Below are 26940 nucleotides of genomic sequence, written 5' to 3' on the forward strand. Positions count from 1 at the left end.
AACAAAAAAATGATGACCAAGCTATTTTGCTCAGTCATCGGCCTTTTCTATCCAATTAAATAAAGTTTTTTCAGTGCTTGAATTTCTTCTGAGGTAATTCCCAGTGCGGTTTTAACATAGTCCTCCACTGAATCGTACGTCTCATCAATTGCTGCGAAGCTGGATTCCAAATAATCTCTTCGGGTATCAATCATCGCCTCTAAATAATCCAAGACATCCTGATTGTCAGTATACTTGGCATATTGTGCCATTTTGAATTTTGTGCGTTCTTCTCGAACATCCTGAGTAATCAAATAATCCTTGATGATCTCCTCACGTTCAACACCAATAACGGCTAAAATCAACGCGGCCCCAAATCCAGTTCGATCCTTACCACCACGACAATGCATGAAGGCTGGTAAATTTTCTTCCTTCAGCAATGCCTTTAGCATCTCACGAAAAGACTCTTTAGCATGCTCTGAAGTCACAAATTCACGATAATTTTTATGGAAAATAATGCCGGAACCATTCAATTCCTCTGGTGGTACTGCTCCATTCTCCAGATTCTTAACAATCAATTTGTTTTCTTCCTCAAAGCTGACAACTGCTCCGGCTGCTTCGGAAACGGTTGAATTAGGATCACACTTGTAATAGTTTTTGATACTGGCAAAGGAATAATTGGGATTCAACTCCCGTTCCTGGTCGTTGCGAAAATCAATGATGCTATGGAAATTGATTCGTTCCAAATAAGCAATGTCGGCTTCCGTCAATTGACTCAGCTGATCGCCGCGGTACAGCAGCCCCCATTTCACTTGCTGACCGTCTTTAGTACGGTAACCACCCATGTCTCGAACATTGATTGCACCTGTTAATGGCAGCAAACGTTCACCAAAGATCGGGCTATTCACAGCTCCTGCAATTTGGTAATAATAAGGCCCCTGCTCCTTTTTCAATTCAAAAGTGAAGGAAGCTGACGATGATTCTGCTAATACTTGTGTTACTTCTTCGGGAGATTTACCAACCAGCAGCTGACAAGCCTGCTGGTTAGGATTCAAAAAGGTAACTTCACATTGGTCACCCTCCCGATAAAAGTCAATATCTGGTAAGGTATATGGTTGTTTTATCACTGATTGTCCTCCAATTTTATGCAAGAATTCCTAATACTGAAAGCAGTACGCCAAAGACTAAAGTTCCAACGATAAAGGAAACGGCATGTTTACCCTTGGTCTTTTTCAGGGCTAAGATAAAGCCCACTGTTAAAAGCATTGGTAAAAGGTTCGGCATGATTTTATCCAGCATTTCCTGAACGACAATTTCATTTTCACCAATTTTGTAGCTGATACCAACACTCATTTTAACTGTGTTCACCAGCAAACCGCCTACGACTGTACAACCTAGGACATTCGCCATCGTAGAAATTCGTTGAATCATAGCACTGCCGCCTGTAGTCAGCAAATCAATCCCCTTTTTATAGCCATAATGAACACCATAATAGCGCATTAAAATATTGACTGCGGCGAACATTACCAGCATCAAAATCGGGCCTAAAGCATTTTTCTCCAAGGCCAAGGAAGCGCCGATACTACCACAAATTGGCAGCCAAGTGAACTTCATTAAGCTGTCGCCTAAGCCAGCTAATGGTCCCATCATCCCAGTTTTTAAAGCAATAACTGATTCTTTTTCATCCTCGCTGGTCTTTTCTTCCATGGCAATTACTACACCTGCGATTAAGCCGTTCATAGTCGTCATGCCGTTAAAGAATTCCAGATGGCGTTTCATCGCCCGTTTTCTACCTTCAATATCCTCTTCAGGATAAAGTTTTTCTAAGCTGGGAAGAATACTATAAAGCATCCCTAATGTTTGCATCCGTTCATAGCCAAAAGAAATCGAACCAACATTTGTTCGCCAAAAGGCCTTATTCAATTCTCTTTTAGTAATTTTACTTTCTTCCATCATTAGAGATCATAGCTCCCTTCCTCGTCCTCTGACATTTGATTGTCCGTTTGTTCTTCTGGGGCACTGTTTTTCTGGTTGGCTGCTAAATCATAAACTGCAGCTGCCGCAATTCCGATAAAGGAAACGGCTAAAAGCGGTAAATCCAAATAAGCAACTAAGGTAAAGCCCAGTAAAACAAAAACCCACATCCGGCCTTTTAGCATCATAGTCAACAGCATAGCAATCCCTACTGCTGGAATCATGCTGGAGGCCGTACTTAATCCATTAATAATTGATTCGGGTAAAGCATTCAAAATATTTTCGACGGCATCTGATCCTAAATAAATCGCCATAAATACTGGTACTGCACGAATCAAGAAGAGAAATGGTACTCCTTCGTATTGAATAAATTTGATTTTACTAAAATCACCGTTTTCAGCTGCTCGATCAGCCTGATGAATAATAAAGCTGGCAGCGGTATTCCATAAAACTAATAATTGCTGACAAAGAATCGAGGCTGGAACTGCAATAGTAACTCCGGCAGCTACGCCTCCGCCAGTCAGGATTCCCATAGCCGTTCCTACAACTGCCCCCGACACTACATCCGGTGAACTGTAAGCACCTACGTTTCCAACACCCATCCACATTAATTCCAATGTTGCACCAATTACTAACCCTTGGCCTAAATCTCCTAATAACAAACCTACAACTGCTCCACATGGTAACGGTCTGCGTAACCCGAACTGTGGTCCCTTGTCATCCAAGGAACAAATCCCAGCCCAGATTGCAACAAGAATAGCCGATTGTAACATCCCACTTCCCCCTTAGCTTAACGTTTCTTTTTTGTCTTTTGGTACCATTTGAATAAATACATCTACCCCATCTGCGATCATTGCATCCAATGCTGCTTTTTCCTGATCTGTCACTGATACGGCTTTTGACAAACGGTTGTTGCGGGTTTCATTGTATCGAATACCACCTACATTGACTGATTCCAAGGGCAAACCATTTTGATGAACGTCATGAACATCAATTGGATTGCTGAACAGCAGCATGGTTTGCTTTTTGATTGGATTTTTCTTAACAATGTTATTGAATTGGCCTACGCCAAATACATGAACCTTCACATTAGCTGGTGCTGTCATCATCAAGACCGATTTTTGAACCGAGTCGTTGACTAACTTATCATTAACAATAATAATCTGTTCAATTCCATATTCGTTCACCCAGCCTGTCACTACTTGACCATGGATCAAGCGATCGTCAATTCTAACTAATTGTATACTCATCTTCTTCATCTTCCTTTCGTGATAAAATATCATTCAATACATTAAAGCTGTTTTGATGCGACTGGCAAAGGATCTCCCTGATTTCTTCCAGGTTCTTTTGTCGATTCACAAATAGTTCCAGCAGCATCGGCAGATTGAAGCCGGTAATACCTAAAACATTTTCCTTTGTCATAACAATTGTTCCAGCAACATTGCTTGGAGTTCCTCCTAAAATATCAGATAACAGTAGTACCCCATTGGAATCATCCACCATTTCTAATGCTTTCTGTGTTTCACTCACTACAGCATCCAAATCTTTTTCTGGTGTCACCGAGATAGTGGCAACATTCTCTAATTCTCCAATGATCATTTCAGCGCTTTTTAGTGCTTCCTGCGCATAATAACCATGACTCATTAATACGACTGCAACTTCTTTCACAGTTGATCCCTCCTCTTCGTATTACTATAAAGCAAGTGGCGTGCCAATACGGATAGAGAACCGTATTTTGGCGTTTTGGTTGTCAAAACAATCCGGTAGCCGATTGATAATCAATACGCTTTCCGTTAGAATGAGGAGAAATAAGACGGATAACACGGTTTATGAATACGGATAGGAGAAAATAATGAAACGGATCGATAAAATTCATACACTTGTAAAAGAATATACGAAAAACGTTCAGTTAAGTGATTTGTCAGATAAAAAAGTCGGGATTACTTCGGTGGATCTGGCGGCGCAAACGGATATTTTGCGGAACAACGTTTCACAGGATTTAAACCAGCTCCATCGAGAATTAAAACTGATCAAAATTAAAGGCAAACCGGTTCGCTATTTGGATGCTGAACAAATTGCTGTCCTGCTGGGTGGAAAAATTCAGTCCAAGGATTTGTTATTCCAGTCAGCGGCCGAATTACTGGAGGCCCCAGTCCAAGCAAACGATCAAGGCGATCCCTTCCGTTCATTGATTGGAGCCACTGGCAGCTTGTCCCCGATTATTCAGTCAGCGAAGGCTTCGATTCTATATCCCCCTTTTGGTCTGCACACCCTTTTGCTAGGAGAATCCGGCACAGGAAAAAGCCTATTTGCAGAAGTAATGTATCGGTACGGCCAAACTGAAGGCGTATTCAAAGAAAACAGTGCCTTTATTCGTTTCAATTGTGCCGATTACGCCACCAATCCGCAGTTTTTAATGAGTATGCTGTTTGGTACCCGCAAAGGTGCTTACACCGGTGCCGATGAAGAACGGGCGGGGTTGATTGAGGCTGCAGATGGCGGAGTGTTATTCCTAGATGAAATTCATCGGTTGCCGCCAGAGGGCCAGGAAATGCTGTTTCATTTTATGGATCAGCACACTTATCGCCGGATGGGAGAAACTGCTAATGAACGAACCTCCAAGGTATTAATTATTGGAGCAACCACCGAAACCGTCAGCAACCACTTGCTAACTACCTTTTTAAGACGGATTCCCGCGACAATTTGGTTGCCGAATTTGGAAGAACGAGGAGCCAAGGAACGGTTGGAATTGCTTGAATTTTACAGTCAACAGGAAGCGGAAAAGCTGCATTCACCAGTGGAATTTTCTCGCAATGCGTTGTTCCTGCTGAGCTGTTACCCAGCAAAGGGCAACTTAGGCCAGCTGCGCAGCGATCTGCAATTGACGATCGCCCGGGCTTATTTGGAAACGCGGCAAAATAATTCTTCTCGGGTGCATGTCACTAGTAAAATGCTGCCAACTTATATTGTGCAGCGCAAAGAAGCCTTATCCCCAGAAAAAAGAAACCGAGTAGAAAAGCTGCTGCCCACGGATAAGCTGGTGATTTATCCTACTCCTAAGGAAAAGCCTTCTGACCAACTAGTCATTGAACATGATTTTGTTAATTACTATTTGAACCAATTGTTGACCTCTAAGGGTAGTGTTGACTTGGAACAGCTTTTCCATGAATACACCTTGGAAATCAGTAAAAATACCTTATACGAAGACAGCTACTCAGTGTTGTTCGATCCCCTTACCCAGGAAATATCGTCTGTCTTGGCAGAACTTTTAGTAGATGAGTACAAGCTGAACTTTGAGGAAAATATTTATCTGTCCTTGGCGTTGTTTATCCGAAATATTCAGCAGTCCAATGGTAAACGCGTGAATACAGTGTTTCCTGAGGATGAAATTCATTTATCTGATCAGGCAGTTAAAACGGCAAAGAAAATGGTCGAAATTATTGAGAAACGCTTCAATATTGTTTGTGATACCAATGAGCTGACCGTTTTAGCTACCATTATTCATACCTTGATTGAAGGCCGGCAAAACCAAGAAATCCGCTTTTTAGTAGTGGCTCATGGTGAAGCCACTGCTACCAGCTTAGCCAATACGATTAATCATTTGTTGAATACAGATATTGTTTTAGGCTTGGATATGCCCTTAACCATGAGTCCAACTGAAACAGTCGGAGAAATTGAAAAAGTGATCAAAAGCTTTCCTTCTACTCACTCGTGGATTCTCTTTGTGGATATGGGCTCTTTGATTCAGCTAGACAAGCAAATCAAGCAGTCGGAGGATCAGAATTTCTATGTAATGGAAACAACCGATATTTTGATTATTTTGGAAAGTGTCCGAAAAGTCCTATTCACCTCACGAACTGCGGAGCACATTGTCGCGGATATTGCCAAAATGTCCGATCTGCAAAATGACAAACTGCAGCGGAAAATCAAGGAATATCTGTCGATTCGGATGAACCGGGTCATTTATACGGTTTGTTCTTCTGGTGAAGGAGTAGCACTATTTTTAGAAAAGATCATCGGTGACTTTTTGCGGGAGAACCACATTTATGATGTCCAGCTTATTCCCTTAAACGGAACCCAGCAGGAAGTGGGCCAGTTAATTCGCTCCACTTCTCAGGATAAAGAGGTGGTTAGTGTTATCGGTAGTATTGAACCCAAGAATCTAACCTCGCCGTTTCTCTCTCTGAATGATATTTTAATGGGTCAAGGCTTGAACCAGCTGTTGTATCTTTTAGGCGAAGAACGGGCACCAGCTCAAAAAGAACATTCCATCGAGAAAGCGACTCAAAGCTTAGTTCTGCAACTGTGTCAGGAAACATTAGATAAATATTTGATGTATTTATCGGCCAACAAAATCACTCCAATGCTGATGAACTTTATTGAAGCACTGGAAAAACAGTTAGCAGAAAGCTTCAGCAACAATCTGCTGACTAAGCTGTTTATCCATACTGGCTGTTTGTTGGAGCGAATTCTCTTTCACGAACAGTTGCTGGCTATTACACCTGAGGATGAAGAGTGGGTAAAAACAGAAGGACAAGCTTTGGATGCTTTGCTGCAGGAGACATTGAAGCCAATAGAAGATTTACTACAGCTTTCGATTAATCTACAAGAACGGTATTACTTAATTCAATTATTACTAGAAAACTTTCCTCATTTAGTGACCAAAAATGCGCTAGCCGATTAGGGCTGACGCATTTTTTTGCTTATTCATACACCAATTCTAAAATCGTTTCCTGTTTTTCCATCGGAATCTCTTCGTCGCTTAAATAATACTCATAGGAAATACCGGAGAATTTCCCGCCAATGCTTTTGATTTCCTCCAGCATTTCTAGGTAGATACCAGTCATGTCTTCGTAACGTCCAACATATAATGCTGACAAAGCTTTAGCTGTGAACTGAACCTTCCTGGCTCAAATCTACTGATAGCCAGTCGCTCCAGTCATAGACACTTCTAAGCTTTTGCATCAATTCTTCCGTATCAGCCAAACCGATTGATTGCAGCAAATGCAGCGCCAACAGCAAATCATCCTGTTCCTTTTCCATCAATGTATTGTCTACATAAAAAGATTCGTCCAAATAAATTCCACCATTGCGGCCTTTGACTGAATAGACGGGCACACCAGCCAAGCTTAGGGCATCAATGTCTCGATAAACCGTTCGCGGGGTAACCTGAAAACGGTCCGCCAGTTCTTTGGCCGTGACCTTTTTACGATTAAGCAAGATTAAGGTTGTTTGCAATAACCGAATCACCTGCATCCTAATCTCTCCTTCCAAGAAAGACTTCGCAAAGCCAAATAGTATATTCCAAAAAAAGGGACAGGCTGCCCTATCCCTCTAGTACTTTCTTCGCTGTTTCTTCTGTAGTTACCAGTACATTGATGTATTCACCCTTTAAGGCACTGGCGATGGCTGGCGCCTTGTCCACCATCGAAGCAATCCCGATGCGATAGGGCGTCCGTTTCAGATCACTGATATCTATCCCAATCAACCGATCATCTAACTCATTCTCAATATGCTGACCTTCAGCATTGTAGAAACGGGAAACCACATCCCCAATGACTTTTTTGCCCTCCAAATAAGCTAGGACATCTTCACCATAAAATTGTTTCCAGCTTTCGCTAGCCTTTAAGTTGGGACTGCCAATTCCTAGAATAGCAATATCCAGCTTGCGCCAATAATCAATCAGCTCCTGATTAAACTCATTTTCCATTAACGCTTTTTTCAAGGCAATTGTTTCTGGAAAGGCGGGTGAATCAATCAGTAATGCGCGACCATTCAATTTTTTCGATGCTTCATAGGAAATGGTATTTACGTGGTAATCGCTGATTAATCGGCCGGATGGTCCGCCAATCATAGGGATGCAGGTAATATTTTTCACCGAATAGCTGTCCAAGCCTTCGGGAATCGCCGCCATGGTCTCTCCCCAAGAAAAACCAATAATCATATCATCCACTAAAATCTCTGTTAAATACTCTCCGACACCGTTAGCCAAGAGTTTGTCCTTTTGTGTTCGATTCAGATCTGGTGCAGCTGGTACAATAATTGCCTTTTTCAGGCCATACTTTTCCTGAAGCTGCTTCTCCAAGTCATACGTGCCCGCCTTGTCATAGTTGATGGAAATCGTCACGATCCCTTCATTTCTGGAGCGCTTCAACAAACGGCTGATAGTACTGCGGTGAATATTCAATTCCTTAGAAATCTGACTTTGATTCTTATCCTCCTGGTAATACATCTCGGCAATTCGAACCAATAATCTATCTTCATCTTTATACATTCTTCTCCCCCCAAACCTAAACAACCTGACAATCACATTTGTGAATGCATGTGATTTAATGTGATTATACCGTTGTTGTTTCCATTTCTGCAAGCCTTTCCCATTAATTGATGAAAATAAGTTTATACGCCTCTGCTTTAAGAGGGTATTTATCCATAAATGGGACCGATTGGCTTTCGTATGCTATCGTATTAAACTTCTCCGTCGATTTATCTATTGTTAACCAATAAGGAAGTTTTCTATTTTGACGAAACTGCGAAAAGTTCGACTGGCAGCTATTTCCTTTTCTAGGTGTCATTTTTCCAAAAACCGGAAAAATGGGACCGATCGGCCTTCGCATACCATCGTACTAAACTTCCCTATTGATTTATCTGTGGTTAATCTGTAGTAAGATTTCTATTTTATTTAAACTGCGAAAAGTACGACTGGTAAAAAAGACCACCGCAAATTTACTCTGCGGCAGCCTTTGTTATTCCTTAATACTGCGTAAAATATAATACCCTTTGTCCTTGGAAACAATCTCGGCATTGCCGAAGACTTCTTCCATTTTTTTCTTGGCACTTGGTGCGCCTTGTTTCTTTTGGATCACCGCTGTTAAGGTCCCGCCTGCTTTCAGCAACGGCTCTGCATCGGTCAAAATCTGATGCACGACCTTTTTACCAGCCCGAATCGGTGGGTTGGTGACAATCGCTGCGTAAGTATCTTGGTGCAGCTCTTCATAGATATTGGACTGATGAATGTCTGTCTGCTCTGCTAAGTCGTTGCGCTTCGCATTGTCTTGGGCCAAAGCCACTGCACGATTGTTCACGTCGATCATTTCTACCTTGCGTCCGGTTCCGTAAGCCAAGGCCAGACCAATCGGACCATAGCCGCAGCCAACATCTAAGATTGATCCTTCCGGTAAATCAGTATTGTCGAAGTGCTCAATTAATACTCGTGAACCGTAATCAACCGTTTGCCGGGAAAACACGCCGCTGTCGGTGACAAAATGAAAGTTTTTGCCCATCAGCTCAAAGGACCACTGTTCTAAATCGTGGGCCGTCTCAGGATTTTCTGAATAATAGTGATTGCTCATTGTTTCTCCTTAGTGATTAAAAATTTTGACTGTCTTTTGGTTTTCAGGAAATTGAAGGCCAGCCTTTACATGTTCAACAGTTTGTTTTTAATGTCTCTGGCAATTAAGGCGCCTAGGAAATGATAGCCTTCATTGGATGGATGCAACCCATCATTCTGCAGAAATTCCTTCGGTGCCGGATAAATCGTCATGTGATGATACAAATCAATCACGTTGACACCCATTTCTTCTGCTACCTGTTTTGCCATTTCAGCATACTCCTGCTGGCGATCATTGCTGGCTTCTGTTCGAATTTCTGTGTTGACATAGCCTGGTGTTAACACGATCACCTTTTCAGCCGGAAACGCACTGATTAATTTCCGCAGATTGTCGCCGTAAACATTAATCGGATCTTTGTGTTTAACAGAATCATTGGTCCCAAAGCAGATTACTACAAAATCAGCATTAGCAGTCACTACTTCATCCACACGTTCCAAGCCTTCAGCTGAGCCTTCTCCTCGTTTGCCAAATTCTAAAATCTGATAGCCAGGAAAACCCATATCTGCCAATTCATTAACTACATACTGATTGAGAATATCACTAGTTTCTCCATTCATCAAGCCTGTCATTAAGCTGTCGCCAAATAAAGCAATTGTTTTCATCACGTTTGCCTCCTCTTTTCTACTATGATAGCACGAAGTTGGCGATCCGACCCTTCTGGCGACTAATTCTAAAAAATAGATGAAACTCACTGATTTTTCATAGCTTTTTCCCGTTTTTATCCGTTAAAATGACGTATACTTTTTTTATAGAAGAAAAATATTCGGTTTTCTAGCAAAACTCCACCAGAAAACCGCCTTTTTGTGATAAAATTAAGCGCAGTTATCAAAGGAGGTCGTCATGGAGGACAAGATGAATTATTACCGTATTCCGCGGGAGCAATGGCAAGACTTTTACACCAGCGGACATACCCCATTGACCGAAGACGAATTGGAAAGTATCCGAAGTTTAAATGACCGCATCTCAATGCAGGATGTGGAGGATGTGTATATTCCGTTGTGCCATTTGATTCATTTGTATAAAAAAGAGGCGGAATCCTTAAGCCTAAGCAAAGGTCTATTTCTGCATAAATACGTAAAAATGCCACCGTTTATCATCGGTATCGCCGGAAGTGTGGCCGTTGGAAAAAGCACCACTGCCCGCCTGCTGCAAACCCTTTTAGGTCGTTTGTTCAAGCATCAACGGGTCCAGCTGATTACCACAGATGGATTTCTTTACCCTAATAAGGTCTTAGAAGAGCGGGGTATCATGGACCGCAAAGGCTTCCCAGAAAGCTATGACATGGAAAAGCTGATTACCTTTTTAAACGAAGTCAAATCCGGCCAGGAAAACATTCAAATTCCGATTTACTCCCACAACGTTTATGACATTGTGGAGGGCTCGTACGAAACGATTCATCAGCCAGACATTTTAATTGTGGAAGGGATCAACACCCTGCAGCTGCCAGCCAACGAGCAAATTTACGTCAGCGACTTTTTCGACTTCTCCGTCTTTGTGGACGCTGATCCAAGTTTGATCGAAAAATGGTACTTAGAACGTTTCGAGGCTTTGCTGGACACAGCTTTTCAGGACCCGGACAATTACTATTATGAGTATGCCATTGGCGATCGCAAAGCGGCACTAGAGATGGCAGAAGATGTATGGGAAAAAGTGAATTTGGTTAATTTAGAAGAGTACATCTTGCCAACACGCGGCCGAGCTGATATTATCATGCACAAGGCCAAGCATCATAAAATTGATGAAGTTTATTTACGCAAGTATTAGACTGCCTCATGAACACATGCAAAAAAAGCCGAGCTTGCTCTGCTTTTGAAATAAAACTATAAGAATAGAGGGAATAATTGTGACAAACGTTGCCAACGAAATGACTGACGTTGAAAAAATCATCGTGCTGGACTACGGTAGCCAGTACAACCAATTGATCACTCGTCGTATCCGTGAATTTGGTGTTTTCTCAGAATTAATGAGCCACCGCATCACTGCCGAAGAAGTAAAAGCCATGAAGCCAAAAGGAATTATCCTTTCCGGCGGACCCAACAGTGTCTATGACGAAGGAGCCTTCTCAATTGATCCTGCGATCTTTGAATTAGGTATTCCAATCTTGGGAATCTGTTACGGCATGCAGCTAATCACTTACAACCTAGGCGGAAAAGTTGAACCAGCTCAAAACCGTGAATACGGAAAAGCTTTGCTGGAGGTTACTGCTGATGACGCTGTTTTATTCGAAGGCACACCAAAAGAACAAACCGTTTGGATGAGTCACGGCGACCTTGTTACCCAAGTACCAGAAGGCTTTGAAACAGTCGCAACCTCTGCCGACTGCCCAATTGCGTCAATTCAAGATACCACTCGCAACTTCTATGGTATCCAATACCATGCGGAAGTACGTCATTCCGAATACGGAAACGATTTGCTGCGCCACTTTGCCTATGAAGTTTGTCATTGTAAAGGCGACTGGAGCATGGATAACTTTATCGAAATGCAAGTCGCAAAAATCCGCGAACAAGTCGGCGACAAAAAAGTCTTACTCGGCTTATCCGGCGGTGTGGATTCATCTGTCGTTGGTGTCTTGCTGCAAAAAGCCATCGGTGACCAATTAACATCAATCTTTGTTGACCACGGCTTATTGCGTAAAGGCGAAGGCGAACAAGTAATGGAAGCTTTAGGCGGAAAATTCGGCCTAAACATTATCCGTGTCGATGCCAAAGACCGTTTCTTAAACAAACTAGCCGGTGTTTCTGATCCAGAACAAAAACGCAAAATCATCGGAAACGAATTTGTTTACCTGTTTGATGACGAAGCAACCAAACTAGCGGGTAAAGAAGGCATTTCCTTCTTAGCTCAAGGAACCCTTTATACCGACGTAATCGAATCCGGTACCGAAACAGCTCAAACCATCAAATCTCACCACAACGTAGGTGGATTACCAGAAGATATGCAATTTGAGCTAATCGAACCATTAAACACTCTATTCAAGGATGAAGTCCGTGAACTAGGAACCCAGCTTGGCATGCCAGACTCCATCGTATGGCGCCAGCCTTTCCCAGGACCAGGCTTAGGCATCCGTGTCCTTGGCGAAATCACTGAAGAAAAACTAGAAATCGTCCGCGAATCAGATGCCATCCTGCGTGAAGAAATCGCCAATGCCGGCCTAGACCGCGACATCTGGCAATACTTCACTGTCCTGCCAGGCATCCGTTCAGTTGGTGTTATGGGGGACGGCCGTACCTACGATTATACAATCGGTATCCGTGCAGTAACCTCAATCGACGGCATGACTGCCGACTTCGCACGTATTCCATGGGATGTCTTGCAAAAGATTTCCGTGCGGATCGTCAATGAAGTGGATCATGTGAATCGGATTGTGTATGATATTACCTCGAAGCCTCCAGCAACAGTCGAATGGGAGTAGATGTTAAAGAGTCAGAAACCTTTAATTAATAAAGGTTTCTGACTCTTTTTTTAGATTTCTCTATGTACTAATATAGTTAAAGGTCTGCCTTTAATTTCTTTAAAATTCCAACCATTGTCGTTTAAACTATTAATCGATAGTAACTTAATTTTACTTCGACTTAAACAGTTGTAGCAACGGGGTTTTCGTTATTAAAATTATTAGATATAATCGACATTAAAAGGGATAATTATTTATAGAGGAGAAGCCGACATGACAGACAATTACGGAAAAAAGCCAACTATTTTTATTAGCTCAACTTGCTACGATTTAAAACAGATAAGAACTGATATAAAAAAAACTCTGGAAGATGAAATGGGTTTTGAAACGCTTTTATCAGAGTACGATTCGTTTCCATTAGATCCCTCTTTAGGAACTGTAGAAACTTGTCTAAGAGCTGTCGAACAACGAGCGGATATTTTCGTTTTAGTAATTGGTGGGAAATATGGTTATAAAACTGATAATGGTAAATCTGTTACAAATCTCGAATACCTTCAAGCAAAAGGAAAAGGAATTCCTATCTATACTTTCGTCAATAAGTCTATTATAAATGCACTCCCCTTATGGAAAGCGAATCCTAACGGAGACTTTTCCTCCTTAGTAGACACTAATGATCTTTTCCATTTTGTTGATGAATTGAGGAACAAAGACAATATTTGGGTTTATGAATATGAATTCGCTCAGGAAATTTGCAATAAAATAAAAAATCAATTTGCTTATCTATTTAACGATTCTTTGAAAATCAGAAATAAGTTTGCTCGATCTAAACTTTCTCCTAGAATTTTGGAACAAAGTCCCGAAGCAATTAAACTTGTATTAGAAAAAAATCATACTGCTTGGGAATTAAAATTCTTCTTTCAAGTTTTTTGGGACCAGTTAAGTACATTGGCAGATTATAAAAGAGATTTAGAGTATAAAGTTTTTTTGAAATCCAGTAAGCCCTTAGATGAGCCTTTAGAAATCATAAGCTGGATTACCTATAAAAATAAAGAACTGATACAAAATGTAGAATCCATGGCTTCACTTATTAATGTTGCTTTCCCCATTGCTATTGGAGAATCTGGAAAAGAATCTGATTTAGACTTTTTGATATATATAGCAGTACGTATGGTAAAGCTATATCGAAAGACTTTAGAATGGGAAATAGATTTACATTCTATATTAGTGCCTGAAGAAGCCCTTACTATGATAAAAAGTTTGTCATCAGCAAGCCAAATTGTTGTAAAAGCCATCGATAAATTGGCTTCGGATTCGAAAAAAGAACTGTCAAAAATCCCAGCTATCATTCCAGAAGGGGAAAAATATAAAATTGATTTAAGTCTATCTTTTGAATCACCTGACTTATCTGAATTTAACAGAGAATTCGAAGTATATTCCAATGAAGTTTTGTATGGATAATTTTGCTTTTCAGAGAAGAATTGTGATAACTACTGATTTTCCATATTACACACTTTGCCTTTTTGAATGAATCATTGAAAAGCCTAATACCTTGTTTCAATAAGGTATCTAGGCTTTCTTCTAATGTATCATAATAAGTTATTTGATTCTAAATCCTCTTTTAGACTGAAAAAATCTTCTTTAGCTCCTAAAAATGCTTGCTGATATTCCTTTTTTTCAGGAGATAGTATAGTTTTTTCAGAGTAATTTTTTGTCAGCATCTCATTTTTACCCTCATCATAATAATGCGTTATCATATGCAAGTGCTTAGATTTATCCATACCCTCTATCAAAAGAAAATAGTAAGCATAATATTTTTTTTCCTCTTCATTAGCATAAAGGCTGTTTAACTCTTCAGCACCCGCCGATGTTGTCAATTCGTTAAGTTTTAGTTTTTGAAAAAAATTTAGATCATCACTAAAATTCATTGTTGGAAATTCTGAAATTTTAATATACTCTTTATTCGTATACATGATGACAGAAGTCTTATCGATAAAACCAGAACTTCTAATAATTCTAGGTTTTGTTCCTTGAAGGGTCTTACCATCTAATACAATCTTGTCAACATATTTATTTTCAGTAGAAATATGATATGATAACGGAGCAGAAAACTTACTATCTATATAACTATTAATAGAAAAAATTAGTGCACATAAAGATATGAGGACAGGTGAAATTTTTAATACCAAATTCAAGAATCTGACCAAATTATCTTTCGAAAAAACCTTTTTTAAATATTCCAATATACTCGACACTCCTTTTTAAATAAAATTAATGCTGCAATAATCATGGTACTAAAGTTATCATTTTTTAAAAAAATTCCTTCATCTCTTATAAGCCCCCCTTTAGCTACTCTATATAACAATCGTTATTCAAAGTGGTTAATTTGTCAATCTACTCTTTGTTCCTTGTCTTATAAAAACCTATAATTTGGACATAAAAATAAACAAAAACTGTTAACCACAAAAAATCACCAGCAGAACATCTCTCAACATCCCACTGGTGCTCTCATTATTTTCTATTCCCTCCCCCGCTAATTCATCAAACTGTGAATTGTACAACGCAGTGTAATAATCATCTTTTGCTAGTAAGTCTTCGTGTGCCCCTTGTTCCTTGATATCGCCTCCTTGCATATATGCATCCTCAATCGTAGATAGACGGTGAGCGATAACGAAGGACGTCCGGCCAGCCATTAGGTTGTTGTCTGCTAAGATGGCACGAGAGATTATCAGCAGTTGTTTTTGTCCTTGAGAGATGTTGGATGATTCTTCGTTCAATTCCATATTGTAGCCGCCAGGTAAGGTTTCGATGAAGTGGTTTACGTGAGCGGCTTTGGCTGCGGCGTAAACTTCTTCGTCGGTGGCATCGAGTCTTCCGTAGCGGAGATTGTCCATGATGGTTCCTTTGAACAACCAAGTATCTTGTAAGACCATTCCGATATTTTCGCGTAAATCTGCGCGGTTGAAGACTCTGATATCATGACCATCAATTTTTATTTCCCCTGAATTGATATCGTAGAAGCGCATTAATAGTTTAACCATTGTAGTCTTGCCGTCAACGGTTTGTCCTGGCTCAACATAACTGCTAAAGTCGTTGATAATAATTTTGTCCGATGTGTAACCGAATTGAATATGTTCGAAATTGACTTCGCCTTTGACCTTGCCAATTTTGATTTGGTTTTCGGCGGTCTGAGCTTCTTCGTCTTCACCAAGAATTCGAAAACACGTTCAGCAGCAGGTTGGATAATTGTGCCAACTGTGCAGTTGGTTGTGTCAGGTTCCAGACGTATAAAAAAACTTTAGGCCTTATAGAAATATGGATGCAAACGTATCATGATAAGAGTCAGCTGTTCGGCTTCTATTATTTATTCACTTAATTTAGCGCATTCCTGACCAATTTGTGATTCGTTCTTCCCATACATAACTAGATTCATGAATAATATCTCTAGCTGTTTTTTGCTTCTTACCTGTCAATAGTTCGAAATCAGGAGAAATAACATCTAACAAGCCGTCGCGAATCGCTGCATCATTTGTTACAATGTCATCTCCGGAGAATGGAACGGGTGATTTTGAAAAGTCTCCCGTAATATGACGAGGAACGTGTAATTTTTCTAGATACTGGTAATAGCTTTCTTCATCTACCGGATCATAAATTAAATTCATACCCGATACTTCGTTCACCAGTTCACATAATTCTCGTACAGAAATTGATTCTCCACCATAGATGTTGTATCCTCGATAATCTTCTCCTTTTCCAAGTAAAGAAGCAGTTGCTGCAGCTGCTGCATCATCTTTGGCAATCAATGCCCCTTTGCCTTCCATTGCCGTACTTGCCCAAACGTCATCAGCCATCATTGCTAACATAGGATACATTGTAAGATAATTTTCGATATATAAACTATTTCTTACAGTGGTGTAAGGATGTCCGGTTTCTTGTAAATATAATTCAGTAGCGGTGTGATCTGGCGTTACATCCAAATGAGCATATTTAGGATCTGTTGCTCCGTATCCTGAACTATACGTTATATGACTTACTCCTTGATTAATGGCTGCATCAATTGCATTTTTATGTTGTTGCACACGTTTCCCAACTTGTAATCCAGAAATAATATAAATTCTATCGCCACCCTTGAAGGCTTTGTTTAAGGCTTCTGTATCGTCATAGTTAGCTTCAAAAACCTGTACTCCCGCATCCTTCCAGCGTTTCAATTTTTCATCGGGAACAAAGTTCATATTCCAGACGGTGAAGGTTAAGTTCTCTCCACCTACTTCTTTTAACATGTTTTCCGCAACGCGACCAGCTAATTTTCCATCTGCACCTGTAACAATATAACGCATATTTTTCACGCTCCTAACTATTATTTACTGCATGTTCAATTTATCACAAAATTTGATTTTCTTGAAATCACTTGTTATTATATTTAATAAGCATTGCTTATTACACAAATGATGGAGGACTTTTTTATGCAAATTGAACACCTAAGAACATTTGTTGATTTAGCTGAAACGCTCAATTTTAGGCAAACCTCAGAGAATATGAATTTAACTCAGCCAGCTGTTACACAAATTATTAAATCCTTGGAAGTTCAATTAAGCGTTGAGCTCTTTATCCGTACGAAACAGCGTGTCCGGCTTACTCAAGCGGGAGTGATTTTTTATAATGATACAAAGTTGTTATTAAAAAAGTTTTATTCCTCTGTTGAGCGTGTCAAAGAGGTCGCTCAACAGGCTAACCAGACACTTACCATCGGTTTTTCTGGTACCGCTTTCGAGATGAATATTCTGCCAAAGATAATCAGTAAATTCAAAAAAAAGCAGCCCGATATTCATATACATTTGGAAAACTTCAACCACAACATTTTGAAAAAGGACCTTATCTCCAAAAGCTGTGACATCATCTTTCAAACATTGGATAGCGTAGAAACTCTTTCCAATGTACAATTCACCCCTTTAATGTCAGGTGAATTTGTTTGTGTACTGCCAGAAAAACATTCACTTTCAACTCAAGCAATGATTTCGTTTAATGACTTAGCCAATCAGAATATTATTCTATTCAATTCTTATCAGTGCCCGCCAAAGCAAGCGGATGTTCAACGGTTGATCAAAGAAAAATGTCCTGAAGGAATATTCTGCTATGCCGATTCTATTCTCTTATCCCATACAATGATCCAAAGCGGACTGGGGATTTCTGTAATGCCCAACTTTATCACTAATTTTTCAAACTACCAGCATTATACGGATCTATCGATAATTCCCTTTGATTATAAAGCTGATCTTGTTTATGGCATTGCGTCTTTGAAAAACAATGACAAGACTATGATCCATTCTTTTATCTCCTCTACCTGTGCTTTTATTGAAAACGAAGCATTAAACTGATATTCGTGGATAAAGTGCTGAATTCATTGTCTTACTAGCAATAAAAAATTAATTAAGGAGGCTTCACCTATGGACGTTTGGGAAAATTTTGACTTTCAATCCTTTTGGGAAGAATCAACTTATGCAAAAGAACATTATGAAGGAAACGACTTCACTGTATCTGATAGACAAATTATCGAGGAGCAGTTAGGTTATAAATTGCCAGATTCCTATGTTTCTTTCATGCAAAAGCATAATGGAGGAATCCCAACTAGGACAGAATTTGAAACAAAGACACCAACAAGCTGGTCCGATACAGGAATTGCGATTAATGGTTTTCTGAATATTGGATTGGCTGGGGAAAATGCCTTGCTGGGAGAATTTGGCAGTCGCTTTTGGATTGAAGAATGGGGCTATCCAGATATTGGTATTGCTATCTGTGACTGCCCTTCTGCTGGTCATGATATGGTTTTCTTGGATTACAAAAAATATGGGACACCCGATGCTCCTGCGGTCGTTCACATTGATCAAGAATTTGATTATACAATTACTTTTCTAGCCAAGGATTTTGAAAGCTTTGTATTCGGTCTGAAGGAAGAAGAATATTAGTTCACCAAAAATTACCAGCAGAATGTCCTTTCAACATTCCGCTGGTAATTTCATTTTCTAGTCTGACAGCGAAAAAAGCAGTTGCAATGAATCTGCAACCACTTCTTTTAATACTCTTCTCATAGCTATCCGTCAGCTTTGTGCCTGTTCTAGCTTTCAAACTTCATGGTAATGCCATTGGGATCGACGACTGTTAAATTGCCGTTTTCGTCTTTAGTATAATCGATCTGATTCTTCCAATGATTCTCCAGACGATCCAACTCTGCTTGGTCTGGTACTACGAAGCTGAAATAGTCCAATCCCAGATCCTTCTCTGTCATGGCTGGAATATCTTTTCCCAACCAGACATTAGACCCGATGTGGTGATGGTAATCCCCTGTCGCAAAGAATTTAGCTTGATCGCCAAAATTATTTTTCAAGGACAATCCCAGAACTTCAGTAAAATAGTTTTCTGTCTGCATCAGGTCCGCTACTTTTAAATGAACGTGACCAACAGTCGTTCCCACTGGAAAACCATCTCGGCTACCATCATTGGCAGCGATGACCCCTTCAGCATCCATCTCAAGTGTCACACCTACGATCTCACCGTCGTCACGAATATCCCATTGGCTTTGCGGTTTATCATAATAGACTTCGATGCCATTGCCTTCAGGATCATTTAAATAAAGGGCTTCGCTGTAGCCATGATCGCTGGCACCGATTAAAGGCGCTTCGATCGTTAAATAGTGAAGCAGCGCATTCCCTAAATCCTTTCGAGTTGGTAATAAAAAGGCCACATGATACAACCCTGTTTTAGGCGTCACAGGCAACGGTTCCTGCACCTCATATAATTCTAGTAATGCCGTATTGTCAACACCCAAGGTACTTTTGACTGGGGTTTGTTCTAAGATTTGCAGTCCAATCACTTCTTGATAAAAACGGGTCATCTGTTTTAAATTGGCTACCTTCAAAGCCACACGACCAATACGTGCAGTGGCACTTAATTGAAAGGTTGGAATAATAACTGTCATGGTGAAAACCTCCTGTATGGAATAACGCCATCGAACGTTCGTTATTCGTTTCTTACGTTCACCATAACATCTTACTATTAGTAAGTAAAATTCCGTGCTCAGATTTGTTATCCGTCTTATCTCAAACATTCCGATAAGAACAAGTCTAAGCCTAAACAATCAAAAAAAGCCAGTGAAATGAACGAGTTGCGCCATTTCACTGACTTCTATCGACTATTTTCTACCCTGCTAATTCATCAAACTGTGAATTGTACAATGCAGCGTAATAACCATCTTTGGCTAGTAGTTCTTCGTGTGTTCCTTGTTCCTTGATATCGCCGTCTTGCATGTAAAGGATCTTATCTGCATCCTTAATCGTCGATAGACGGTGAGCGATAACGAAGGATGTCCGGCCAGCCATTAAGTTGTTCATGGCTTGTTGGATGAGTAATTCCGTTCTGGTATCGACAGAAGAGGTTGCTTCATCCAAGATCAGGATTGGTTTGTCTGCTAAGATGGCCCGAGCAATCGTCAACAGTTGTTTTTGTCCTTGAGAGATGTTGGATGATTCTTCGTTCAATTCCATATTGTAGCCGCCAGGTAAGGTTTCGATGAAGTGGTTTACATGAGCGGCTTTGGCTGCTGCATAAACTTCTTCGTCGGTGGCATCGAGTCTTCCGTAGCGGAGATTGTCCATGATGGTTCCCTTGAACAACCAGGTATCCTGTAAGACCATTCCGATATTTTCGCGTAAATCTGCGCGGTTAAAGTCTCTGATGTCGTGACCATCGATCTTGATTGCCCCGGAATTGACATCGTAGAAACGCATTAACAGTTTAACCATTGTCGTCTTGCCGGCACCGGTTGGTCCAACGATGGCAACGGTTTGTCCTGGTTCAACGTGACTGCTAAAGTCATTAATAATAATTTTGTCTGGTGTGTAACCAAATTGAACATGTTCGAAATCGACTTCACCTTTGACTTTGCCAATTTTGACTGGGTTTTCGACCGTTTGGGCTTCTTCATCTTCAGCCAAGAATTCAAAGACACGTTCAGCCGCGGCTGCCATAGATTGCAGCATATTAGAAACTTGCGCTAACTGAGCAATTGGTTGGGTCAGGTTACGAACGTATTGGATAAAGGCTTGGATATCACCAACTGTGATGGTTCCATTGTAGGCTAAAACCCCACCGATAATCGCTACGGCAACATAACCTAAGTTACCAACAAAGTTCATGATTGGCTGCATCAATCCAGAAAGGAATTGTGATTTCCAAGCGGATTTGAACAGGATATCATTTTGCTTTTTGAATTCGTTTAAGGCATTTTCTTCATCATTGAAGAGATGCACAATGTTGTAGCCACCAACTGTTTCTTCGACTTGACCGTTAATCATACCTAAATATTTTTGTTGGGTCTTAAAGTGTTTTTGAGAGAACTTAATAACTATGGTAATTAATAGTAGAGAAATTGGTACAATCAAAATTGAAATTCCCGTCATCTGTACGGAGATGGATAACATCATGACAATAACCCCGATAATCGTGAAGGTCGATGTAATCAGCTGAGTAACAGATTGGTTCAATGATTGTCCTAACGTATCCACATCGTTGGTGATACGGGATAAGACTTCACCGGTTGTCCGGCTTTCAAAGTAGTTCATTGGCATGCGGTTGATTTTTTCAGAGATTTCTTTCCGCATGCGGTACGTGATTTTTTGTGTAATGGTTGACATGATCCAGCCTTGCATGATTCCGAAAGCGGAAGCGACTAAGTACAGTCCCAACATGAAGAGCAGGATATGTCCGATCTTATCGAAATTGATATCACCGGTGCCTTGATATTTTTTAATCAGGCCATTGAATAATTCGGTGATGGCTTTGGATAAGATTTTTGGTCCCCAAATATTGAAAATAGTCGATGCCGCCGCAAAAATCATGACGAAGAAGACGGGGATCTTATAGTTTGCTATATAGGAGACTAGTTTTTTAATGGTACCTTTGAAGTCTTTGGCCTTTTCGCCTGGAGCGATTCCTCGGCCGCCGCCCATTGGTCCACGTCCGCCTTGCGGACGTTGCTGTTTATTTTCTGCCATTTCCTTCCCCTCCTATTCTGCTTCCAAGCCTAATTCGGCGTTACTCAACTGTGAAGAAGCGATTTCTTGGTATACAGGTGATGTTTCCATCAGTTCATCGTGGGTTCCTTGAGCTACGATGCGGCCTTCATTTAATACAATAATGTTATCGGCATGAAGGATCGTAGAAATTTTTTGAGCCACAATGATTTGCGTGATGCCTTTGACTTTTTCAGCTAAGGCACGGCGTAATGCAATGTCGGTCTTGTTGTCCAAGGCAGACAGTGAGTCGTCAAAGATCAAGATTTTTGGATCTTTTGCCAATGCGCGAGCGATAGACAGACGTTGCTTTTGTCCACCAGAGACGTTGGTCCCGCCTTGAGAAATTTGACGTTCGTAGCCCGCTTCATTGTCATTAATGAATTCTTCGGCTTGGGCAATTTCAGCAGCCTTTTTCATTTGTTCATCGGAAATGCCTTCGACGTTCCCGAATTTGATATTCGACTCAATGTCACCAGAGAACAGCACACCTTTTTGTGGAACAAAACCAATCAGGTCGTGTAGCTTATGCAGGCTCATTTGACGAATGTCGACCCCATCAATAGTGATTCGGCCGCTGCTTACGTCAAAAAGTCGTGGAATCAAATTAACTACGGTCGATTTACCTGAACCAGTCGAACCAATTAAGGCCGTGGTTTCTCCAGGCTTAGCCGTGAAATTGATATGATGCAGCACATCTTCGCCAGCATCTGGATAACGGAAGGTTACCCCTTCGAATTTCACTTGTCCTTTAAAGTCATGATCATCTTGTGGTTGTTCTGGATCAATGATTGTTGGTTCGGTTTCTAAGACTTCATCTACCCGGCCTGCTGAAACGTTGGCACGAGGCAGAATGATGGAAACCATTGACAGCATCATAAAGGCCATAACAATTTGCATGGTGTAAGTGATGAAGGCCATCATATCACCAACCTGAAGTTGGCCAGAATCAATATTGTGTCCCCCAACCCAAACGATCAAGACGGAAATTCCGTTCATTAATAGCATCATAATTGGCATCATGATGGACATGCTGCGGTTAACAAACATTTGTGTTTTCATCAAGTTCGTGTTGGCAACATCAAAACGGTTTTCTTCGTATTTTTCACGAGAAAAGGCGCGAATAACTGGTAGACCTGTAATGATTTCCCGAGAAACCAAGTTCACTCGGTCAACTAGCTTTTGCAGACTCTTGAATTTTGGCATCGTGAAGCCTAATAGCGTCAAGACTAAAACCAAGACTAAGCCAACTGCTAGTGCGATAATCCAGCCCATGCCGGTTCCGGTTTTGTACACTTGGTACACCCCGCCGATTCCTAAGATCGGTGCATACAGCACGAGTCGAATGGTCATTACCAGCCCCATTTGAATTTGTTGGATATCATTGGTACTCCGGGTAATTAAGGATGCTGGTGAGAATTTCTCCATCTCCGTATTGGAAAATTGCAGGATCTTGTCAAATTGACCCACCCGCAGACTTTTACCAACGGAAGAAGAAACCAGCGAAGCGATTAGCCCAACCAAAATGGCTGCTACCGCTGAGATCAAGGTTAGAATCAGCATTTCGGTTCCTCGTTTGATCATATAGTTCAATTGAATTTGTTTCGTATCCTTATCAAGTGCCTTGTATTCGGCTAATGTTAATTGAACACCGACTGTTTTCAGCGAAGCTTGTCCAGTATCGCCTAGACCGTCTTTTGTTTCTTTACGAGCGTCTTCGACTTTTTTAGGTAATTCGTTTTGGGTTTGCTTGATGGAATCACCGATTGATTTGGCTTGCTCACCTTTGGCTTGGGCTTCTTCACCCTTTTGAGTAGCTTCCGCACCTTTAGCTTGGGCAGTGGCTAGATCACCAGAAGCTGCCGCGGTTTGTGCTGCTGCTCCCGCTTCTTGGGCTTCCTGCGCCAAGTCTTGAGCTTCTTTGCCTAATTCTTGGGCTTGCTTGCCTTCGGTACCTAATTGCTTGTATTCATCTAAAATTTCTTTAGCTGCTTGTCCATCCTTGGACTCTTTTGCTTGAGAGGTAGCCAGCATGAACATTGGCAGTTCAAAGATTTTGGCTAACTTTTCTTTCGTCATACCATCTTTTAAGTGCAGCTCATAGACGGCAACATCTTTTCCATCTACTTTTTCAGTCGTTTTCTGATAGTTCTCTTTGATCGTGTCTTTTTCCTCATCGGTCATAAAGAGCTCGATGGCTGAAAGTGTGGATTCGCGAATGCTCTCTGGGGTGGCTGTTTCCAAGCCCCCTTGTTGAATCCCTACATCCACGATATCAGATGTGATACTAGGTAATGTCAAATCACTATGGGCCTGAACGACTAATAGAATCAGCGCCGCGAGGATGGCATACCAGTATTTGCGTAAATATTTAAATAGTTTCACGTTTATTACCTTCCTTGTCTATTCGTTTACCGGCTTTTTGGTGGCGCCGTTTTTTAACCAATTTAACTTCAGCGTAAACTCGTTCATGACTTCATCAATCGAATGGTCATCGTTTTCTTTCATTTGCCGATAACCTTCTGCAATCGTTGAAAAAACCATGTGCATCAGCATCTTGACTAAAAGCTTCAGCTCTTCCTGATTACTTACTTTTAAAAGGGATAAATCCACTCTGTCGTAAAATTCCTGCAGATCTTTTTTGTGCTGCTGATCTGGCGGACATGAGGCGTGAGGCCTTTTTCCAAAGTGCGGTGCAACCTTATGAAAAGAGCGATAATCCATGCTCATAAACATATTTTTGTAAAAGGCTGCATTCGTTCCTTGAAGAACCTCCTTGACCATTTTTGAAAAATAAAGCTCAAAGCCTTCAAATAGTCTTCCTTCGGCCTGTTCAATCGCCAGGTTCAGTTCCTGCTGAAAGTTTCTGCGCATACTTTGAAAATAATAGAAATATAAATCCTCTTTGTCTTCAAAGTATTGATAGAAGCTGCCGCGAGGAATCCCTGCATCCTTGATAATTTGTGCGATGGACGCTTCGGCTAACGGCACGCGGGAAAACTCTTTTTTCGCTGCATCCATAATGCGCTGCTTCTTCTTCTCCGACAGGTGATAAAAGGTTTCTTTAGGCATGATCTTTCCCTCCTAACTTAATAAAATACGTCTTAAAAAAACGAATGACACGATGTCATGTGACAATGTGTCATTATACGCTCTTTCCCTCCAGATGCAAGTGTTTTGTCTGGTAATTTTTAAAAAACTTTAGCTGTTTTAAAAACACTCAGCCCTTGAAAAGTCAGAAAGGCTTTGATACTAAGTTTGGTAAGGGTTGCAAAGGACTGCTTCTGTAAAATCCGTCCGGTCGACAAAAAAACTGCTAAGAACGTTTTCTTAGCAGCCGATGAAAGCCAGGTGAATAACCAGTCTTCTATTTTTCCTATTCTGTTAAATTGTCAGAATGATCTCGAAGTACCCATCCGCATTTTTAGCAGCTATCTTACCACCGTGTTCTTCAATAATTTGCTTGGCGATTGCCAAGCCTAAGCCGGCATTTCCGGTTTTCGTATTCCTTGCTTGATCTGCTCTAAAAAATGGGTCGAATAATTGTTCCAGCACTTCTGGTGACAGAGCTTCGCTTTGATTTTTGATTGACAGCTCTATTTGATTTTCTTTGTTAGCTAACGTTAATTTTACTTTTGTATGACTAGGTGCGTAAGCCAAGACATTTCTGATGACATTTTCCAGCACGCGCTCAAATTTGATGACATTGACTTCAGCATAGCTGTTTTCTGCTATTTCCAGCTCCCACTCCAAGCCCTTTTCAGCGAAGAGAGGTAAAAATTCTGAGGTAATTTGAGCAATCATCAAGCTCAAATTGGTTCTTTCCTTTGAAATTTTTTCACCATTCATACCGATTTTGGCAATTTCAAAAAAATCATTGATTAATCCTTCGAGGCGATAGGCTTTATCGGAAATGATTTGAATGTATTCGTTACTCTTCTTATCGTCTAACTCACTATACGTTTCATTTTGCAACAAGGAAACATACCCAATAATACTAGTTAAGGGAGTTCGCAGGTCGTGAGCTAAATAAACCAATAAATCATTTTTCTTTTTTTCCGCTTCCTTTACCAATCGCTTATCTTTTATGCTTTCTTCCCTAATTTGATTGATTTCCTGTTCAAATTCGTAAAGCTCATCGCTCAATCTGACTTTTTCCTCTGGAAACTCAATGAGTATTTTAGTCGCTCGCAGCATTTCTTCCAAATAGTTCATGATTTTTTTAAAGAAGATGTAGGTAATTAAAAACCAAAATGCGAAGGGGATGCCTACTACCCACAAAGGTAAGAAGCGATTGAATACATGCAATACAGGATAAATAAACTCATCCCCATGCCAGACCCTAAGAGAAAGGAACATTTTAGCTGCTAAAGGAACGACCACTAGAATAGCCGTAACCGCAAACATCGTAAAAAAATAGTTTTTAGTAATTTGAATGGTCAGCTTATTTTTATTTCTCAATTGTATACCCCACTCCCCAGACTGTTTTTAGGAACTTGGGCTGTCTTGGCTTTTCATGCATTTTTTCTCTAATTCTGGCAACATGAGCCATTACAGTGTTGTTGTTTTCCAAATAATCTTCCTGCCAAACCTGCTCGAAAAGCTCCTCTGATGGAACCACGCGTCCTTCGTTTTTGCAGAGATACCAGAGAATATCGAACTCAATCGGCGTTAATTTGATTTCTTCATCATATAAGAAGACCTTACGGCTGTTGCCGGATACAGCAAGACCATTTCGTTCATATTCATCAGTGGCCGGTTGGCGATCAGAATTATAGGTTTGGTATCTTCGTAATTGAGTTTTCACTCGAGCCAATACTTCGAAGGGATTGAAGGGTTTGACAATATAATCATCTGCTCCCATGGATAAGCCGCTAATTTTATCCAAGTCAGCCCCGCGAGCAGTTAGCATCAAGACTGGAAAAAACTGCGTTTCCCTGATTTTTTGCAACACATCAAAGCCGGATACATCCGGCAGCATCACATCTAAAATAGCTAAATCAATCGCAGTTTCTTTGACAATCGCCAGGCTCTCTTCACCAGTCATTGCTTTATAGACTTCATAGCCTTCATTAGTCAGTAATGTACTTAAAAGATCAATAATCTCTTTTTCATCATCTAATAGTAGAACCTTAGCCATACATTT

The 26940-nt window shown here is 40.7% G+C and carries 24 protein-coding genes and 1 pseudogene; 6 read left to right on the top strand and 19 right to left on the bottom strand.

Features of this window, described 5'->3' with window-relative positions; translation table 11 throughout:
- Nucleotides 1-47 precede the first annotated feature (47 nt).
- The 5 genes from I588_RS18290 to I588_RS18310 are packed head-to-tail and all read right to left on the bottom strand — an operon-like array spanning nt 48 to nt 3621.
- Complete coding sequence (locus tag I588_RS18290) at nt 48-1106, bottom strand: tyrosine-protein phosphatase (RefSeq protein WP_010758341.1); 1059 nt, start codon at nt 1104-1106, stop codon at nt 48-50.
- 16 nt (nt 1107-1122) lie between these two features.
- A complete protein-coding gene (locus tag I588_RS18295; RefSeq protein ID WP_010758342.1) occupies nt 1123-1935 on the bottom strand; it encodes a PTS system mannose/fructose/sorbose family transporter subunit IID in 813 nt (270 codons plus the stop codon).
- Complete coding sequence (locus I588_RS18300) at nt 1935-2726, bottom strand: PTS mannose/fructose/sorbose/N-acetylgalactosamine transporter subunit IIC (RefSeq protein ID WP_010758343.1); 792 nt, start codon at nt 2724-2726, stop codon at nt 1935-1937. Before I588_RS18300 ends, I588_RS18295 begins: the two co-directional genes overlap by 1 nt.
- A 12-nt stretch (nt 2727-2738) precedes the next feature.
- The gene (locus I588_RS18305; RefSeq protein ID WP_010758344.1) at nt 2739-3203 is read right to left on the bottom strand and encodes a PTS sugar transporter subunit IIB; all 465 of its coding nucleotides are present in this window, start codon (nt 3201-3203) and stop codon (nt 2739-2741) included.
- Entirely contained in the window at nt 3184-3621 is a 438-nt protein-coding gene (locus tag I588_RS18310) for a PTS sugar transporter subunit IIA (RefSeq protein WP_010758345.1), read from the bottom strand. Before I588_RS18310 ends, I588_RS18305 begins: the two co-directional genes overlap by 20 nt.
- A gap of 184 nt (nt 3622-3805) precedes the next feature.
- Here I588_RS18310 and I588_RS18315 point away from each other — a divergent pair, with 184 nt between their 5' ends.
- Nucleotides 3806-6637 (top strand): sigma 54-interacting transcriptional regulator, encoded by a 2832-nt coding sequence (locus tag I588_RS18315; RefSeq protein ID WP_010758346.1) that lies wholly within the window; start codon nt 3806-3808, stop codon nt 6635-6637.
- 19 nt (nt 6638-6656) lie between these two features.
- Here the strand turns inward: I588_RS18315 and I588_RS18320 are convergent, their stop codons facing one another.
- The 5 genes from I588_RS18320 to I588_RS18345 all read right to left on the bottom strand — a co-directional run bounded on the left by I588_RS18320 (nt 6657) and on the right by I588_RS18345 (nt 9943).
- On the bottom strand, nt 6657-6833 hold the full coding sequence (locus I588_RS18320; RefSeq protein WP_245569602.1) for a hypothetical protein: 177 nt from the start codon (nt 6831-6833) through the stop codon (nt 6657-6659).
- A 4-nt stretch (nt 6834-6837) separates the two neighbouring features.
- On the bottom strand, nt 6838-7209 hold the full coding sequence (locus I588_RS18325) for a helix-turn-helix transcriptional regulator (protein ID WP_010758348.1): 372 nt from the start codon (nt 7207-7209) through the stop codon (nt 6838-6840).
- Between the two features lie 70 nt (nt 7210-7279).
- The gene (locus I588_RS18330) at nt 7280-8227 is read right to left on the bottom strand and encodes a sugar-binding transcriptional regulator (protein ID WP_010758349.1); all 948 of its coding nucleotides are present in this window, start codon (nt 8225-8227) and stop codon (nt 7280-7282) included.
- Between the two features lie 469 nt (nt 8228-8696).
- A complete protein-coding gene (locus I588_RS18340; protein ID WP_010758350.1) occupies nt 8697-9302 on the bottom strand; it encodes a class I SAM-dependent methyltransferase in 606 nt (201 codons plus the stop codon).
- Between the two features lie 65 nt (nt 9303-9367).
- Nucleotides 9368-9943, bottom strand: a complete 576-nt coding sequence (locus tag I588_RS18345; protein WP_010758351.1) for a GDSL-type esterase/lipase family protein — start codon at nt 9941-9943, stop codon at nt 9368-9370.
- Between the two features lie 238 nt (nt 9944-10181).
- Here I588_RS18345 and coaA point away from each other — a divergent pair, with 238 nt between their 5' ends.
- From coaA to I588_RS18360, 3 genes are all read left to right on the top strand, one after another.
- Nucleotides 10182-11105 carry a type I pantothenate kinase gene (gene coaA / locus I588_RS18350; protein ID WP_010758352.1) on the top strand — a complete coding sequence of 308 codons (924 nt, stop codon included), beginning with the start codon at nt 10182-10184 and terminating at the stop codon, nt 11103-11105.
- A 79-nt stretch (nt 11106-11184) separates the two neighbouring features.
- Complete coding sequence (guaA, locus tag I588_RS18355) at nt 11185-12753, top strand: glutamine-hydrolyzing GMP synthase (protein WP_010758353.1); 1569 nt, start codon at nt 11185-11187, stop codon at nt 12751-12753.
- 252 nt (nt 12754-13005) lie between these two features.
- Nucleotides 13006-14190 carry a DUF4062 domain-containing protein gene (locus I588_RS18360; RefSeq protein WP_010758354.1) on the top strand — a complete coding sequence of 395 codons (1185 nt, stop codon included), beginning with the start codon at nt 13006-13008 and terminating at the stop codon, nt 14188-14190.
- A 128-nt stretch (nt 14191-14318) separates the two neighbouring features.
- On the opposite strand, the gene I588_RS18365 is transcribed toward I588_RS18360, so the two are convergent.
- The 3 genes and pseudogenes from I588_RS18365 to I588_RS18375 form a co-directional block, all read right to left on the bottom strand.
- The gene (locus I588_RS18365) at nt 14319-14972 is read right to left on the bottom strand and encodes a hypothetical protein (protein ID WP_010758355.1); all 654 of its coding nucleotides are present in this window, start codon (nt 14970-14972) and stop codon (nt 14319-14321) included.
- A gap of 285 nt (nt 14973-15257) precedes the next feature.
- Nucleotides 15258-16017: pseudogene (locus I588_RS18370) on the bottom strand (ABC transporter ATP-binding protein); the annotation flags it as partial.
- 89 nt (nt 16018-16106) lie between these two features.
- Entirely contained in the window at nt 16107-17066 is a 960-nt protein-coding gene (locus I588_RS18375) for an NmrA family NAD(P)-binding protein (RefSeq protein ID WP_010758357.1), read from the bottom strand.
- Nucleotides 17067-17192: 126 nt separating this feature from the next.
- Here I588_RS18375 and I588_RS18380 point away from each other — a divergent pair, with 126 nt between their 5' ends.
- Together I588_RS18380 and I588_RS18385 are read left to right on the top strand one after the other, a co-directional pair.
- Entirely contained in the window at nt 17193-18104 is a 912-nt protein-coding gene (locus tag I588_RS18380) for a LysR family transcriptional regulator (protein ID WP_010758358.1), read from the top strand.
- 69 nt (nt 18105-18173) lie between these two features.
- Nucleotides 18174-18692, top strand: a complete 519-nt coding sequence (locus I588_RS18385) for an SMI1/KNR4 family protein (RefSeq protein ID WP_010758359.1) — start codon at nt 18174-18176, stop codon at nt 18690-18692.
- Between the two features lie 149 nt (nt 18693-18841).
- On the opposite strand, the gene I588_RS18390 is transcribed toward I588_RS18385, so the two are convergent.
- From I588_RS18390 to vanR, 6 genes are all read right to left on the bottom strand, one after another.
- Nucleotides 18842-19702 carry a VOC family protein gene (locus I588_RS18390; RefSeq protein ID WP_010758360.1) on the bottom strand — a complete coding sequence of 287 codons (861 nt, stop codon included), beginning with the start codon at nt 19700-19702 and terminating at the stop codon, nt 18842-18844.
- 220 nt (nt 19703-19922) lie between these two features.
- Entirely contained in the window at nt 19923-21776 is a 1854-nt protein-coding gene (locus I588_RS18395; RefSeq protein WP_010758361.1) for an ABC transporter ATP-binding protein, read from the bottom strand.
- A 12-nt stretch (nt 21777-21788) separates the two neighbouring features.
- On the bottom strand, nt 21789-24179 hold the full coding sequence (locus I588_RS18400; protein ID WP_010758362.1) for an ABC transporter ATP-binding protein: 2391 nt from the start codon (nt 24177-24179) through the stop codon (nt 21789-21791).
- An 18-nt stretch (nt 24180-24197) separates the two neighbouring features.
- Nucleotides 24198-24866 carry a TetR/AcrR family transcriptional regulator gene (locus I588_RS18405; RefSeq protein ID WP_010758363.1) on the bottom strand — a complete coding sequence of 223 codons (669 nt, stop codon included), beginning with the start codon at nt 24864-24866 and terminating at the stop codon, nt 24198-24200.
- 312 nt (nt 24867-25178) lie between these two features.
- Nucleotides 25179-26255 carry a sensor histidine kinase gene (locus tag I588_RS18410; protein ID WP_010758364.1) on the bottom strand — a complete coding sequence of 359 codons (1077 nt, stop codon included), beginning with the start codon at nt 26253-26255 and terminating at the stop codon, nt 25179-25181.
- Nucleotides 26245-26934, bottom strand: a complete 690-nt coding sequence (gene vanR / locus I588_RS18415) for a VanR-ABDEGLN family response regulator transcription factor (RefSeq protein ID WP_010758365.1) — start codon at nt 26932-26934, stop codon at nt 26245-26247. The genes I588_RS18410 and vanR overlap by 11 nt, the downstream gene beginning before the upstream one ends.
- Nucleotides 26935-26940 lie beyond the last annotated feature (6 nt).

The organism is Enterococcus pallens ATCC BAA-351 (assembly GCF_000407485.1).
GTDB lineage: Bacteria > Bacillota > Bacilli > Lactobacillales > Enterococcaceae > Enterococcus_A > Enterococcus_A pallens.